The following is a 16,024-nucleotide window of genomic DNA, read 5'->3' on the forward strand; positions in this document are numbered from 1 at the left end:
GAATCAAGAATCTCCCGCTACATTGCCTTAGCAATTAGCGGTGAGAGTGTCAACACACATCTAGCTATCACCTGTCAGTTCGACGGTTTTCACCTCTCCCAACTCTCCGATAACTTCTGCTGGTTCATCGTTAACCGATAACTTAACAACTCCGGCATTACCGACACGAATGGTTAAGTTTTCTTCAGCATTCCAGCTTTCTTCCTCTCCTTCTTGTAAAATTCCCTCATATTCGACTTCACCATCTACTTTCACCTGTAACCATGAGTCTCCTTCTAGTTGTAATGCAGCAGTGATGGCTGTTTCAGTGGTAGTTTCCCTAGTGATATCGTTAGGGGTTTCTGTGGGAATAGGTGCATTTTCAGCTACCTCAGATAGATTATTCGTTGTTTCTGAGGTTCCTTGAGGAGATTCTACCACAGGGGAAGGTTCCTCAGTAGCAACAGGGGTTTCTGGTTGGGTAATAATGTCGGAACTTTCTGCAGGTTGGGAGATTTCTTCTGGTTGAGTGGGTTGGGGTGAAACCGCAGCGGTTTGGGTAGTTTCTTGTGGTTGAGTGGGTTGGGGTGAAACCGCAGCGGTTTGAGTGGGTTCGCTTTGCGCTGTTTGTTCGGTAGCAGGGGGACGGGACAACAGATAAAATAGTCCGCCGGTGGCCCCTCCTAAAATTAGCAAATAAACCCAGTATAGATGCAGTTTCTTAGGCCAGGAAGCATTAGTAGTTTCACTTGTTTCGTCGGAAAGTTGCACTAAGGTACGGGGTTTTGACTTAGTAGCTACGGATTGATAATTTTCTTGAGAAACAGGAGTACAGGGGACTTCTTGCCCTATGTTATCCTCCACTGCAGGGGAGGTAAATAAATCGGGGGAAATGTCTATTTTTTCTGCTGCAGAAGCAGTAAGTTGTTGGGATAGCTGGTTTCCGTCTATCTGCAAAGCTTCCCCGTAACGACGGATGAATCCTTGCACATAAACCAATTCGGGCAACTCCCCTATATTAGACGTTTCCAGGGCTTTAATCATGGGTAAACGGATAAAAGTCATGGACGCTATTTGTTCAATGCTTAGCCCCTGTTGAACTCGTTGTTCCTTTAGGTAGGCTGCAATTTCTTTTATTTTTTCAGCTTGGGTTGAATTATATTTGCTCATCGGTATTTTTGTTGTTAATAGGATTTTAAAAGAGGTGACGTATAATTACCTAAAGTAGATTCCACTATTTTCCGTTATGGCAGGAGGCAGGAGTTAAGGAAGATTTTTTATTCATTCAATATATAATCTAAGCAGTTTAAGTAATTATCAACAAAGCAAGAGATTTTAGTTAGTTTGAACTAAATAAATTATCATTCATTGATAATTTTGTATCATCAATCAAGTAACAATTTGTACTAGGAGCAAAAACTAAAAATGGCACAAAGAACTGTTAAATTTATTAACAAAGAAAGTGGCTTATTACTCGATGGTCAACGTTTTTCGGACCATCAAGGAGTTTATTTAACTCATCCAGACATAGGAGTCAAGATCTTAAAAAAAAATCCTTCTGGCCCGTCCCGAGGATTAGGTGATACTCAACAGTGGTTGATTGATAGTGATAGAGTTATTACCAATTACAAAGATGGCAAAGCCTTAACCTATGATGCGGCTGCAAAGAAAGTTAGTCTGCAACCCGTGACCAAGCAGAATAATCAAAAATGGACACTTCATACCAATGGACTGCTCGAATGTCAGGGAGATGGCAATGATGATTATTTGCAAGGGAAGCCAGACTCATACGAACAGCAACAAACTGGATGGTGGGCTTCATATTTAAGACAAATGTTCCCCAATCAAGAAATAACTAATGATGTAGAGTATCAACCGCTTTTAGATTCAACTAAAAACAAGATTGAACTCGATGAACAATGGGAAATACGCTATGTAGACAATGATCAACTAGCCAATGATTTGCTTAAACCCCAACCGACAACAACAAACCCAACTACCACCACTACTGTTGATTACAATAAAATAAGCAAGACAAACCTATCTCAGTCTGTTTTAGATTCATTGGGACCACTTGAAAAGACGGGGTCTTTTGACACCTTAGGCAATTGGTCTCGAACTAGGAATATAGGGGATTATCGCTTAAGGTCCATAGTGGTGCCAACAGCAAGAGAGATTTATCCTTATTGGACAGGTGGCGGATACCGTGGTAAACCTAGGGGAAATTTAACATTGATTAATTCCCTTAACACTTATAGATATGATAGTAGGTATGGTCTTGATCAGAATCGTTTAAACGATCCTAAATATGCTTACAGTTATTTTGATGCGAACAAGTGGCTCAGTGGTGGTAGCTATGGCTACAAGGAGTCTATTGGGTATGCACTACCACTCGATACTTATTTAACTAAGATCACGGGTGTGTGGATACGTTGTTCTGTTGTGCTTGACCCTTCTCGTCAAGGTGTTAACCCTAGTGCTGCAGAAGGCCGACTGAAGTTGAGTCGTTATGGTGCTGATCATGCGAGAGGAAAAGAATTACAACCTGTGGGTATTATTAACCTGAAGTTTACAATGAATGATGGTCGTGAGTATGAATTATTGGATGCTAATGACATAGACCGCATTTCCCAAGTGCTTAGGCAAACCAAATCCTTAGACTGCCGATACCAAGTAGGGGGAGGGATTGTGCTGTTTGATTGGTTCAAAGGCACTATTAGAGAAATGAAAAATATCACCTTAGAAGCTCCGCCTAATCATGAAATCATTGGCTTTTTTGGAGACCACTTTCAACCTTACGGCACTCATGCTGCATTTGGAGAGATGCCAAGGGTACTTCACAATTTTAAGTGGTATTTCAATATTAAGGGAATTCATACAAAGCCTGCTAAAACCTAAATTTTTTTTGAACTTAGGTTATCATAGTTTGATGCCCAGAACTTGAGTATAAGCCCCTCTAGCTTGGGTTACACCAATGGTTCTTTGAGAAGCTTCAATCATGGGACGGCGTAAACTAACAACAATAAACTGTGCTTGTTGTGCTTGTTGTTGAATCATTTTTGACAGTCTTTCCACATTAGCCCCATCTAAAAACATATCAACTTCATCAAAGGCATAAAATGGGGAGGGACGATATCTTTGTAGGGCGAAAATAAAGCTCAAAGCGGTCAATGATTTTTCTCCCCCGGACATAGAACTTAACCGTTGTACGGGCTTTCCTTTGGGGTGTGCAACAAGATTTAAACCTCCTTGAAATGGGTCTTCTTCATTCTCTAATTGTAAATAACCATCTCCTTGAGAAAGGGTAGCAAAAATACTTTGAAAGTTCTCATTTACAGCGTCAAAGGATTCTTTGAATGACCTATATCTTAGAGTAGTAAAGTTTTCTATTCTTAATAATAATTCAGTTCTTTCCCCTTGAATAGTGGTTAACTTTTCTGTAAGTTCGTTTAATCTTTTTTGAGTTTTTTGGTGTTCCTCTAAGGCTAACATATTAACGGGTTCCATTGCTTCTAAGCGTTTTTGTCCGTTACGAATCTCTTTTTGAAGTTGCTCGATATGAGGGGTTAAGTCTGTAGTGGTTTCGTCTATTTCTGAGAGTAAGGGAACTTCTGGTAAAGGGTTGGGTAATTCATTTGCTTGATTTTTTTGTTCTTCTTCTAAACTAATTAATTTTTCTTTTCTTTCCCGTTGAGTAGTTTGTAGTTTCTCTAAATTCCAAATTTTCTCTTGATGCTCTTTTTTGATTTTTGTTAACTGTTCTTCAGTATGATCTCTTTCTTTTTTAGTTTCTCCTAATTTTCGGTTCAATTCTTCTAAAATAATTTCTAAATGACTAATTTTATCTTTAGTATTTTCTAGCTGTTGTTTTATTTCGGTTTTGTCGTCGTTTAACTTGACAATACTTTCTTTCTGTGCTGTTAATTTACCTTGACTTTCTTCGACTTTTTCCTCTAAAGAAGACAACTGACGATCAATTTCTTGTCGTTGATTTTCCCCTTGACGCAGTTCTTTTTCTCTTTCTTGAAGTTGGTTTTCTTGACTTTTAATAAGGGTTTGAATTTCTTGCCATTCGCTATGGGTATGAGATGCTTCTAACTCCCGAAGTTTATCTTGTTTTTGTTGTAATTCGACGGTTAGGGGTGGAATGTCAGACGCAAGAATTTTTAATTGATTTTCTAGGATTTCTGCTTCTTGTTTATGACGAGATAATTGTAAGCTTAACTTTTTTTGTTGTTCATGGAGTCTTTCAATTTCTTTTTCCAACTGTTGACGTTTTAATTCTTGCTCTCTTCCGCTTTGTCTTGCTTCGGTTAGTTCATGAGATAATTGTTTGATTTGCTCAGATTTTTGTTGTAACTTTTCTTGGTTACGAGATAGTAACTCTTCTAAATCAGCTAATCTTTGTTTTAGAGATTTAATTTCTTGAGATTCTCCTTGAACTAGGGTTCCGAAACGAATAGATGAACGCTTCGGACGACTTCCTCCTGTCATGGCACCACTGGTTTCTAATAAGTCCCCATCTAGAGTAACAATGCGCTGTTTTCCTAAGTGATGTCTGGCATCATTTAGGGTTTCAAAAACAATAGTATTACCAAAAACATAAGAAAATATTTTTTCATGTTCAGGTCTACAAAGGACTAAATTAACTGCTAAATCAATAAACCCCTGTGCGTATTGCAAACTGTTATTATTTTGTCCACGATAAGGTCTGATTTTTGTTAAGGGTAAAAATGTAGCCCGTCCTGCTTTTGCTTGTTTTAGTAACTTAATTCCTGCAGAAGCAATAGTATCATCTTCGACTACTACATAACCTAATCGTGAACCAGCGGCAATTTCTAGGGCTAACTGATAGCTAGGTTTTACCTGACCAAGTTGTGCTACTAAACCACATACACCAGGTAAATCTGAACCTAAGATAAGTTGGGTTGCGTAGGTTCCTTGTGCTTCTTGTTGTGCTTGTTGAGAGGCTTCTAAACGGTCAAGTTGTCTTTGCTTTTCTCGGTATTCTTTATCTAGGCGAGTTTGGGTTTCTTCTAGAATACTTTTATCTTGTTCTGCGGTAGATAATTGTTGAGCAAACTGCTGTATTTTCTCTTCGTGGGGAGTAGATAGTTTTTCAAAATCCTGTTCTTGGGCGTTTAATTCTAACTCAATACTTTTTAATTGTTCGATTTCGTCCTTAATATTATTTTGTAACTGTTGATATCTTTCTGTTAACTGTGCTTGTTGAGTTAATTGAGGGTTCAATGTATCCTGTAAAGAAGAAATTTGACGGCTCAATTTTGCTTGTTCTTGTACCCAAGCGTCCGACGCTTCAGCCACCGCAGCCGCCTGCTGTCTAACCATTTCTAATGTTTTATAAGTACGATCTCTTTGCTCTTTTAATAAGGGTAAGGTTTCTTGTTTTAAACTTTTACTATTCTCTGTTAGTTGAGATAATTTTTGTTTTTGTTGATCAATAGTTATTTCGGTTTCAGCGATTTCTTTTTCCGTTTGTATTATCAAACTTTCTAATTGTTGTTGTTGTTGTTCCCGTTGATTTCGCTGTGCTTTTTGAGTTGCCAGTTGAGAAGCAATGGTTAACTGTTCATCTTCTCCCAATGCTTTAACTTGACGGTTCAACTTTTCTAGTTTAACGCTATTTTCATTAATCTTTTCGGCGAGTTCATTAATAGCTTGATTTAATTTTTGTTCTTGCTGTTCCCCTGTATTAATTTGATTTTTAAGACCACATATTTTTTGTTGTAATAATTTCCAAGCTAAGACGGTTTCCCATCCCTTTTTTTCCTGAATTTGTTGTTTTAATTTTTGATATTTCTCTGCTTTTATTTTATCAGCAGCTAAGCGTTCTAAAGACCGTTTTAACTCTGTTTCAATAATCTGACATCTTTCTTCCCTTTCCCTAACTTCTTCTAGGGTTTCTTTGGTTTTTTCTATCTTACGGTCAAATTCTGCTACCCCGGCCAATTCATCAATAATGTTTCTCCTTTCTTTCCCATTCATACTAATAATGCGAGTTACATCCCCCTGCAACACCACATTATATCCTTCTGGATAAATTCTTAAACGGTTCAACTGTTCGTGAAGTTGACTAACATTACAAACTTGTTCATTAATATAATAAGTTGAGGAGTAACTACCTCCTTTCGTAACTCGTAACCGTCGGGTTACTGTCCATTCACTGCTGGTAATTAAACTGTTTTCCTCGCTTATTGCTTCGGTGTTATCACCATTAGTATTATTCCCATTTTCTTCGGTTAATGCTATCTTAGTGATGGGTGGATTATCTCGGCTAAATTCTTCTAAATCTGTTAAATCAGAAACGTCGAAAGTTACACAAACGTAAGCTTCTTGTGTTTTACGATTATTGCTGTGATTATGATTGATTAAATCGGGCAATCTTTCAGCCCTCATCCCTTTGGAAGTAGCCAAACCTAAGCAAAATAATAAAGCATCGAGTATGTTAGATTTACCCGAACCATTGGGACCAGAAACCACCGTAAATCCAGGTAAAAAAGGGATGGCGGTGGTTCCACCAAACGATTTAAAATGAGATAATTCGATGCGCTTAACATGAACCATAGGCGCAATGGGAATAGTTTAACCCTTGATTAAACTAGATGACTAATCTATCTAGCCTAGCAGATTAAGACCCCTTTGAGGGGATAAAAGTTTCTCATGAACCAATAACTTAATCAGTATGCTATATTAACGGTTATTGCTAATAAGTTCGCTAACTCTGGTTTCTAGATTTTATGATTCGTCTTAATTAATTATCTTATTCTCATTTTTAGTAGTCCCTACTCCATTAAATCCTTTGTAATAAGTTAACTCCATGGGTATCTGTGCCACAAGTGTGATACAGTCCATAATGAGAACCAAGAGATAAAACTGTTTCCGTTTGACGAGGGCTAGGTCTCCAAGGTTTAGGATTATCGTAAGCATAGAAGGCTTCAACGCCATCAATTCCTAAATCAACAGCAACAGGAATCACTTTTCTAGCTGAGAGACGATATCTTTCGGGATGGGCTAAAACTGCCATTCCTCCTGCTTGTTGAATAGCTTTGATGACGTTACTAGTTAACCCTTGACTTCCGCTTCGAGATTCTCCTGATAGATAAGGTTCTATGGCTGGATGTTCAGGGTTAAAAGCGTATCCTAGTATGTGAACCTCAATATTGAGTAAACTAGACGTGATTTCAATTCCTGTCCACAAATGGGGTAAAGTATCCTTTCGTATTCCTAAAGATGTTTTTTGAAGCCACTCTTGGGCTATTTTATAACCTTCAACGGAATGATGGTCAGTAATGGCAAGTCCTTTTAGTCCGTTGTCGGCTGCTTGCTTAATTAGTTGTTCAGGGGCCAGTCGTCCATCAGAACAAGTAGTGTGCATATGAAAATTGTACTCATGAGGACAACTTTTGGCAGTTAGTCTTAGCCAGACTTCCTGTAGTGTTTGAGTATCTTGAGACGATGGTTTCGTTGAAGTTGAAACAATCATAGTGGCTGATGATAATCCGTTAAAGATTGCGATTTGTTACATCTTAGTAACATTTCTAAGTATAAGCTGTTTTTACTCTGTTTGGTGTGATCTATAATGCAAACTTTAGTTTAAGATCAGATATTATCTGACCATACACCGGACTAAGGTGACGTTAACCTCGCCGGCTCCCATTATATTCCGCTACATACAAAAGCAAACAATTATTCAAATATTTTCCTTTAATCCTTTCAGAAGTTGATTGTCTGTAATATCTTTACTTTGAATTAATACCTTAAAACCCCCTAAACCTGTGGGGTCAATTAATTGATGAAGTGCATCTCGACGCTTGAGAATTTCTGGTAAAGTATAGTTACCATTGGATAATTCTGATAAGCGATCGCCGAGTCCCAAAGACATTAGAAATAACCCTTGTTGTGTTAATCCCACTGTTTCTAAACCTAACACCTTTCCCTGTTTTTCTAAAGCTGTAAAATCCACATGAGCGGTGATATCTTGTTCTCCTAAATTCACATAAGGGTTATGATGATGACGGTGTTCATAGTAACAATTTAAAGTTCCTTGATAGCGTTGAGGATGATAATATTTTACAGCATCATAGCCGTAATCTATGGTCAATAGATAACCTTTTTTCATTTTTTGGGCAACAATTTTTAACCAATCTAATGCTTTTAAATTAACTTCTGTTCGGTAATTTTCGGGATAATCATCATTGGTTAAATCTACATTTATTAATTGAAAATAGTTTAATAACTTAGGTGTATATATATCCCTAATAAGCTCTGTGATTTTTTTATCTTTCCAGGTAATATAAACTTCTTTGAGTGTTTTATGTTCTACAACTATTTGATGAACAGGAAAAGCATCTATTAATTCATTACTAAAAATACAGCCAATGATCGAGTTATCGGCAACATCTTGCCAAGATTTCCAAGTAATTTGCTCAAACTTTTGTAAATTATCTTTTTGCTGTTCAATTAGTTTTGGGGATTCTTCAATAATGATATAGTTTATCTTTTGATAAAAATCAGGATATTTACCCTTAAAATAGCCAAGGATATCAGCCGCTAAATTCCCAGTACCTGCGCCAACTTCTACTAAAGTAAACGAATCAGAATTATTTACAATAGCAAACATCTCCCTAAACTGTTCTGCCAATAATTCACCAAAATCTGATCCCAAAGAAGAAGCCGTAAAAAAATCTCCTTGAGAACCAATACCAACCTTTCCAGAACTGTAATAACCTCGCTCTGGATGGTATAAAACTAATTCCATATAATCAGCAAAAGTAATGCAATTATTGGGACTTTTTTCGATAGTATCAACAATAATCTCTAGCATATTATTACAAAAGAGTCTATAAAATTTAGGGTGGGCATTGCCCACCTTACCAATTACCCATTATTAAGAATTAGCTTTATTGAAATGCTTGTCTTATGGTTTCGATTCGTTCACGATTGACTCCTAAATCAGACTCACCCAAACGAGAAGCAGAACGAACATCAATCACACCATTCTCTTCGTTAACATAAAATTCAACATCATCAACAAAACCCATCCATTGAGTAGTAAATTGAGCATAAAGATAATCATCGCTTTCAGAAACTATTTTACTTCTTTCCTGTTGACTAATAATCTCTTTTAAGGTAGCGATCGCTGTTTTCCCTTCTCCTTGATAAGCTAAAGGTTGAATAGAATGTTCTCCATCTTTGCTCTGAGAACTAACACAATTGGGGGTACTTGGACAAGCAGTTAATGTCTCATTAGTTACCCCTAAATTTTCAGGTTGTGTTCCCGCAAAAAGAGTGGGAGAATCAGGAGAAATAAGGCGAACTCCTATCCATATTGCAACCACAGCGAGAAAAATTACCACACTTAATAATGTCAGGTTAATGGACTTAGATGTATCTTTGGTAGCAGACATGACTTAATAACTAGTTTAACAACTTAAACTAACTTAACATTGAAAAAGCCTCCCCAGAGATTGGAGAGACTTTTTTGATAAATAAGAAGGGTTTAAGCTTCGGACTCGATGTAAACGAATAAAAGACCCATCACAGCAAAAGCAAGGACGGGGAGTAAGGTGACGAAAATAGCTGGTAAGTAGGCAGCTGCGTATGTACCTGTCATTTTTTATAATCCTGTTTTTCAATTTACAGTGGTAACTATAAAAAATCCTAACTGGAAAGTTTGACAAAATTTAACAATTATAAAGATTCTTAACATTATGCTCAGAAACCTGATAAAAAAGGGCGACAAGTCAATATACTGCTTAAAAGGCCAGTTTAATAATTTACAAAGAGATTCAAATGACAATGGACGTAATTCAACATGGTGGAGATCCCCAAGTAGGCAACTTGGCCACTCCTGTTAACTCTTCAGGGTTCTCTCTTGCTTTTATCAGAAACCTTCCCGCTTACCGTCAAGGACTATCTCCTAACCGTCGCGGTTTAGAGATTGGTATGGCCCACGGTTATTTCATCTACGGACCATTTACCCTTCTTGGCCCCCTGCGTAACACCGATTACGCAAATACAGCCGGTTTATTAGCCGCAGTGGGTTTGGTTGCCATTTTAACCGTTGCTCTATCTATCTATGCTTCCGTTGGTGTCAGCAAACCAACAGAAACCCTAACCACTCCTAATGTTCCCGAAGCTTTAGCTACTTCTGAGGGTTGGGGAGAGTTCGCTAATGGTTTCTTTATCGGAGGTGCAGGTGGCGCATTTTTCGCTTATCTTCTCTACCAAACTCCTTACATCGAGTTAATTCAACAAATTTTAGGTTAATATCTTTGTAATCAATACCTATTTTTAAACGGTTTTGATTTCCTTTGTAACATCCTAATTTACTTTATCAAGAAGGTGGGCAATGCTCACCTTTTTACTTAAAATAATAACTTCAACAACTGATTCATATTAATTAGATTTGGCGATCGCAGAATATTCCATTCTCTAAATATTAAACGATGTTTTGCTTACAACTGGACACAAGTGACCAAAAGTTGTTAGGTGCATAGTGGGTGAAGGATATAGACTGAGTTTTTTTTAGCGTTCGCATTAATTTAATAGGACAACAAACGACACTCTTATAAAGGTTAGAAACCATAATAGCACTATTATCAATAGTCTTAATATAGATGATTATTGGTTGATTATTATCAAATAATAAACGATCTAATTCCTTTTCAATTATGTTCATAAACCAGTTCATTAGGTCATTAGTATCTGAGGCTAGTCTTGTAACTTTCACAATTTTATATCCTCATAAAACCCGGGTTCGGACTTCGGAATTAAGTTTGTTTTAACCATAGAATCAGTGTTTCATCTTTGTGATTGTGACAAGTCATCTATAATTTGCTTTACACATAGCAATCAGTCATCGGTTGTGAGAATTTAAGTCTGAGGCATAAGGAAGCAACGAACATTAGGCAATGATAACTGATAACTGCTAAAAAAGATATCTCATCAATCATCTCTGATTGCCATAGAACAGATGTTCGTAAAAAAACAGGATCTTTTCAAATCATAACTTAGACCATTATCATCGTATGTGAGAAAATCCGAGAAAGCCGTGATCAAGAACACAAAAAATTTTTAAAATTCTGTATTTACACTTGAGAAATAATAAGAGACAATGTAACAATTCTCATACTTAAAGACGAAAAAGGCTGAAGATGCAAGCATCTCCAACCTCTCAAGCATGAAAATCAATGTAAATTAACGTTTAGCCAATTTTTTCGTTTTCATCTTCCGCAAACGAATAGACTCTGGTGTCACTTCTACTAACTCATCAGACCCAATGTACTCTAAAGCCCTTTCTAGACTCATTTCTTCTGGGGACTGTAGTTGAACCAACTCATCTCCACTGGCTGCACGATGGTTAGTTAACTGCTTGGTTTTGCAAACATTCAACTCTAAATCTTGGGAACGGTTATGTTCACCAACAATCATCCCCTTATAAACCTTGGTTCCAGGAGTAATAAAGAAAACGCCACGATCTTCCGCATTTTTCATGGCGTAGAAAGTGGATGTCCCTTCCTCAAAGGCGATAATCACACCGTTGTAACGGGTTTCCAACTCGCCAGATAAGGGACGATACTCTAAGAAACTGTGGTTCATTATCCCTTCACCCCGTGTAATACGGATAAAGTCACCACGGAACCCGAGTAAACCCCTGGCCGGGACAACAAACTCTAACTGAGTCCGTCCGTTAACGCTGGTTTGCATATCCTGCATTTCCCCTTTTCGTTGACCTAAGCGTTCGATGCAAGACCCTACCGCTTCTTCGGGAACGTCTAAAACCAAGTATTCAAAAGGTTCGTAGGGTTGTCCGTTAACCTCACGATAAATAACTTGGGGTTGGGCTACCTGAAACTCGTACCCTTCTCGGCGCATAGTTTCGATTAAAATGCCTAAATGGAGTTCACCCCGACCAGAAACCGAAAATTGATCTGGGGACTCTCCCGGTTCAACCCTCAAAGCAACATTAGTTTCTAACTCCCTCATCAGACGATCTCGTATTTGTCGAGAGGTGACAAACTTGCCTTCCTGACCGGCAAAAGGAGAGTCATTAACAGAGAAAGTCATCTGTAAAGTGGGTTCATCCACCTTAATTAAAGGTAAAGCTTGAGGTTCCTCGGGACAGGTGAGGGTTTCCCCGATGTTAGCATCAGCAAAACCAGCCACAGCTACGATGTTTCCTGCGCTAGACTCCTCTAATTCTACCCTTTGCAATCCTTCAAAACCTAACAATTTACTGATCTTGCCTCGGACGATTTTACCATCCTCTTTCATCAAGGCTGCTTGTTGACCAGCTTTAAGGGTTCCGTTGTGAATACGACCAATGATGATACGACCCAAATATTCCGAATAATCTAGGGTGGTTACCTGTAGTTGTAAGGGTTTGGTTACATCACCGGCTGGTGGGGGAACGTGGTGCAAAATAGACTCAAACAGAGGCTTCATGTCTTCTGAGTCATCCTCTAAATTTTCTTTAGCAAACCCCGATAAGCCGGAAGCGTACAAAGTAGTAAAATCGCATTGGTCATCATCCGCGCCCAATTCTACGAACAGGTCAAACACTTTATCAACGGCTTGATCTGGTTCAGCTTGAGGGCGATCGATTTTGTTAACGACGACGATGGGACGTAAACCTTTTTCTAAAGCTTTTTTGAGAACAAAACGGGTTTGGGGCATAGGGCCTTCGTTAGCATCTACAATCAAGATGCAACCATCTACCATCCCTAACACTCGTTCCACTTCCCCTCCAAAGTCTGCGTGTCCAGGGGTATCAACGATGTTGATCAGGGTGTCATTGTAGCGGACAGCTGTATTTTTCGAGAGGATAGTAATACCCCGTTCGCGTTCGAGGGTATTGGAGTCCATCACACAGTCAGGGATCTCTTCCCCTTCACGAAAGATACCCGACTGTTTGAGAAGAGAATCAACCAGGGTGGTTTTACCGTGATCGACGTGGGCGATAATAGCAACGTTACGAATGGGAAGAGACATAGGATACGGTAGTGAGAATGTTATATTTACATTACTACAGATTTCTTCACAATTCTAACTTAGTTTTTACAAGGTTTAATCATTAATCACAATCTATTTAGAAAATTCTATAAAAAAGTTAAAGATTAATCTAAATACTTTGTTAATATTGTTGGCATAAGCAATCATCCGATCAAAGGAACACTATCAATATGACTCAATCTATTAAATCTACTGTTATATCCCCTTCTATCCTTTCCGCTGATTTTAGCCGTTTAGGAGCAGAAATTGAGGCAGTAGATAGGGCAGGGGCGGACTGGATTCATGTGGATGTCATGGACGGTCGTTTTGTTCCCAATATTACCATTGGACCCCTAATTGTTAATGCTATTCGCCCCTACACAGAAAAACCCCTCGATGTTCACTTAATGATTGTAGAACCCGAAAAATATGTGGCTGATTTTGCCAAAGCAGGGGCTGATTTTATTTCTGTTCACGCAGAACACAATGCTTCCCCCCACTTACATCGGACTCTCGGCCAAATTCGTGAACTAGGAAAAAAAGCAGGAGTGGTTCTCAATCCTTCTACTCCTTTAGACTTAATCGATTATGTTCTAGAATTGTGCGATTTAGTGCTAATTATGAGTGTTAACCCTGGTTTTGGAGGTCAAAGCTTTATTCCTGGAATGGTACCCAAAATCCGTAAGTTACGCCAAATGTGCGACGAAAAAGGTCTAGATCCCTGGATTCAAGTGGATGGTGGACTTAAGCCCGGAAACACTTGGCAGGTACTAGAGGCAGGGGCTAACGCTATTGTAGCGGGATCTGCTGTTTTCAAGGCAAATGACTACGCAGAAGCGATCGAAGGTATTCGCAACAGCAAGCGTCCTCAACCTGAGTTGGCGACTGTGTAACCTAGTTCAGCTATGTTGGAGGCAAGACTCACATCTTGCACCTTTGATAAAACTGGCTAGTTTGTAAGCGTTCAGCTATCAGCCATCGGCTGAAAAAGATCAATCTCTATCATCTACTGTGAGTAAGATTAAACGAATGCTGAACGCTGTGCGATAGCGCCGGAACGGAGTGAGGAACTGCTGACTAATTTAAGTTTTTCTATACTGGTGCAAGATATCAGTAAGATTTCTTATATCTTGTCTCCCAACTTAGTTAAACAAAACTGAAGGTTCTTGGACTATTAGCCCTAATGGGAAACTGATTCAAGTAAGCTACAGGGTTACTGGGATCGAATGGTTGCCCATCGATAAAAGATGTGTTTCCTTCTTTCTTCATACTGTCCCCAGGAAGCTTTATATTCAAAGCTTGGGCTACTTCTTCGTAGAGATTAAGAGGGTAGATTTTATCTAATAATTTATCCGCATCTTCAGGATAGTCAAAAATCTCTAAATCGTGCCAGCGAATCATCTGGGTTAACATCCAAATAGCATGGGAACGCCAGGGATAATTAGCGTGATCGTTTTCTCCTAAATAGTCTGCTTTCCGATGATGAAAAATATTATAGTCTGGGATGCTTTTTTGATACTTACTAGAAGTTTCACTACTATAAACATAATTGCCGGTTAAAGTAGATTCGATTAGACTGCTTTCTTGGTTCAAGTAATTGGGTTTGGCTAAAATTGTAGCAATTTCTGCTTGATTATCCGGGCGATCGCAATATTGACAAGCTTCTATCAATGATGCCATCAAAGCCTTGGTGGTGGTAGGATTTTTTCTCGCCCAACCCTCCATAGTTGCTAATAGTTTGTTAGGATGACCCTTCCAAATATCACGGCTAATATAACTAATAAATCCTGCTTTTTCTAAGACACTTTGTTGATTCCAAGGAGAAGAGGCACTATAACCATCGATAATACCTGCTTGAAGTTTATAAATCATTTGAGAGGCGGGAAACTCTAAAAATTCTACTTCGCTAGTTGGTATTAACCCAATGGATGATAACCAGTATCGAGTGAGATAGGTTTCCGTTGACAAAGAAGATTCCACCGCAAACTGTAAAGGATTGTTACTATTGCGCCAATATCGTCTGATGTTCTCTTCAAAATCAGCAAAATTAAAATAGTCTACCGAAGGACGTATGCCTCCAGTCCAAGCTTTTTGAGTTAGGGTGATAGCACTACCATTGAGATTTAACGTCATCAGGGAGATTAAAGGGGCAGACTCTTTTCCCAGTTGCGCCATCATGGGGAAAGCATAGGGTAGTTGTGCTGCGTCCATTTTCCAGCCTAAAACCTCTTCTTTGACCCCTTCCCAATTGTTAAACCGTTTTAGGGTAACGGACAGGCCGTAACGCTCAAAAAACCCCTTTTCCTGGGCAACAATTAAAGGGGCTGCATCCGTGTTTGGCACAAATCCTAAAATCAGGTTACTCTTTTCTAGAGTGCCAAAGTTAACATCGTTTTTTTGTCCGTTGTTAAGGGAGAAAATATCTGCATTACTACAAGCTGTAATGCCTAAACCGGCTAAACCTAAACCACCGTACTTGATAAAATTTCGACGTTTCATAAATTGTAATAAAAAAAATTTTTTAATCTTGATTCATCTTTGCTCACTACGATATTTATACATTTTGACACTCCTCGCAATTATAGTGCGAGGATTTTTCAATCAACAACCTGTCTTGCTGATGCCGAATTGCTCCAACAACAGTAAAGGACAAATCTCCTGAAGTTTTCACCTCGACTTCGCTCGGTGAGAGGAGCCGAAGCGAGGTTCATGTCTGCTCTACAGTACCCAAGGCTCGATTAAGAATATTAATGGCTGCGTTTTCGTCTCTATCTAGCTGGTATCCACAACCACAAACATTAGTTGTTGTAGATAGGGGCTTTTTAACAACAGTTTCTGAGGTACATTATAGTTTTTAAAGCATGCCAAAGTCTCTAACTTTTTCGTTCACGCTTAGAAATTAATAAACTGGTTCCTCCTAGTAAAAACAATCCAAAAATATTGGTAGGTTCAGGAGTAGATACAGAGGGTTTAGCTGCCTGGCGTGGGGACACAAAAAGCTATAAGCTAGATTTAATAAGGGATATAGCCC

At 38.6% G+C, this 16,024-nt stretch carries 12 protein-coding genes and 1 pseudogene; 3 read left to right on the top strand and 10 right to left on the bottom strand.

Going from position 1 to position 16,024, the window contains the following annotated elements:
• Positions 1-60: 60 nt before the first annotated feature.
• Positions 61-1,149, bottom strand: a complete 1,089-nt coding sequence (locus P9B04_RS01370) for a helix-turn-helix domain-containing protein (protein ID WP_342053205.1) — start codon at positions 1,147-1,149, stop codon at positions 61-63.
• Positions 1,150-1,404: 255 nt separating this feature from the next.
• Between P9B04_RS01370 and P9B04_RS01375 the strand changes: the two genes are divergently transcribed.
• Entirely contained in the window at positions 1,405-2,877 is a 1,473-nt protein-coding gene (locus tag P9B04_RS01375) for an RICIN domain-containing protein (protein WP_342053206.1), read from the top strand.
• A 21-nt stretch (positions 2,878-2,898) separates the two neighbouring features.
• On the opposite strand, the gene smc is transcribed toward P9B04_RS01375, so the two are convergent.
• From smc to P9B04_RS01400, 5 genes are all read right to left on the bottom strand, one after another.
• Positions 2,899-6,564 carry a chromosome segregation protein SMC gene (smc, locus tag P9B04_RS01380; protein ID WP_342053207.1) on the bottom strand — a complete coding sequence of 1,222 codons (3,666 nt, stop codon included), beginning with the start codon at positions 6,562-6,564 and terminating at the stop codon, positions 2,899-2,901.
• Between the two features lie 226 nt (positions 6,565-6,790).
• A complete protein-coding gene (locus P9B04_RS01385; RefSeq protein ID WP_342053208.1) occupies positions 6,791-7,483 on the bottom strand; it encodes a PHP domain-containing protein in 693 nt (230 codons plus the stop codon).
• A 207-nt stretch (positions 7,484-7,690) separates the two neighbouring features.
• A complete protein-coding gene (locus P9B04_RS01390; RefSeq protein ID WP_342053209.1) occupies positions 7,691-8,824 on the bottom strand; it encodes a class I SAM-dependent methyltransferase in 1,134 nt (377 codons plus the stop codon).
• Between the two features lie 76 nt (positions 8,825-8,900).
• Positions 8,901-9,407, bottom strand: a complete 507-nt coding sequence (locus P9B04_RS01395; protein WP_342053210.1) for a DUF1499 domain-containing protein — start codon at positions 9,405-9,407, stop codon at positions 8,901-8,903.
• A gap of 92 nt (positions 9,408-9,499) precedes the next feature.
• Positions 9,500-9,613, bottom strand: coding sequence for a photosystem I reaction center subunit VIII (locus P9B04_RS01400; protein ID WP_342053211.1), 114 nt, complete (start codon positions 9,611-9,613; stop codon positions 9,500-9,502).
• A 185-nt stretch (positions 9,614-9,798) separates the two neighbouring features.
• On the opposite strand from P9B04_RS01400, the gene P9B04_RS01405 reads away from it, so the two are divergent.
• The gene (locus P9B04_RS01405; RefSeq protein WP_342053215.1) at positions 9,799-10,269 is read left to right on the top strand and encodes a photosystem I reaction center subunit XI; all 471 of its coding nucleotides are present in this window, start codon (positions 9,799-9,801) and stop codon (positions 10,267-10,269) included.
• 930 nt (positions 10,270-11,199) lie between these two features.
• Here the strand turns inward: P9B04_RS01405 and typA are convergent.
• A complete protein-coding gene (gene typA, locus P9B04_RS01410; protein ID WP_342053212.1) occupies positions 11,200-12,993 on the bottom strand; it encodes a translational GTPase TypA in 1,794 nt (597 codons plus the stop codon).
• Between the two features lie 191 nt (positions 12,994-13,184).
• Here typA and rpe point away from each other — a divergent pair, with 191 nt between their 5' ends.
• Complete coding sequence (gene rpe / locus P9B04_RS01415; RefSeq protein ID WP_342053213.1) at positions 13,185-13,886, top strand: ribulose-phosphate 3-epimerase; 702 nt, start codon at positions 13,185-13,187, stop codon at positions 13,884-13,886.
• Between the two features lie 253 nt (positions 13,887-14,139).
• Here rpe and P9B04_RS01420 read toward each other — a convergent pair whose 3' ends face one another.
• The 3 genes and pseudogenes from P9B04_RS01420 to P9B04_RS25100 all read right to left on the bottom strand — a co-directional run bounded on the left by P9B04_RS01420 (position 14,140) and on the right by P9B04_RS25100 (position 15,986).
• Entirely contained in the window at positions 14,140-15,492 is a 1,353-nt protein-coding gene (locus tag P9B04_RS01420) for a CmpA/NrtA family ABC transporter substrate-binding protein (protein WP_342053214.1), read from the bottom strand.
• 55 nt (positions 15,493-15,547) lie between these two features.
• A pseudogene (locus tag P9B04_RS01425) lies at positions 15,548-15,823 on the bottom strand (hypothetical protein); the annotation flags it as partial.
• A gap of 43 nt (positions 15,824-15,866) precedes the next feature.
• Positions 15,867-15,986 (bottom strand): PEP-CTERM sorting domain-containing protein, encoded by a 120-nt coding sequence (locus tag P9B04_RS25100; RefSeq protein ID WP_446717955.1) that lies wholly within the window; start codon positions 15,984-15,986, stop codon positions 15,867-15,869.
• Between the last annotated feature and the right edge of the window lie 38 nt (positions 15,987-16,024).

Origin of the sequence: Crocosphaera sp. Alani8, assembly GCF_038442745.1 — a bacterium.
Taxonomy (GTDB): Bacteria; Cyanobacteriota; Cyanobacteriia; order Cyanobacteriales; family Microcystaceae; genus Crocosphaera.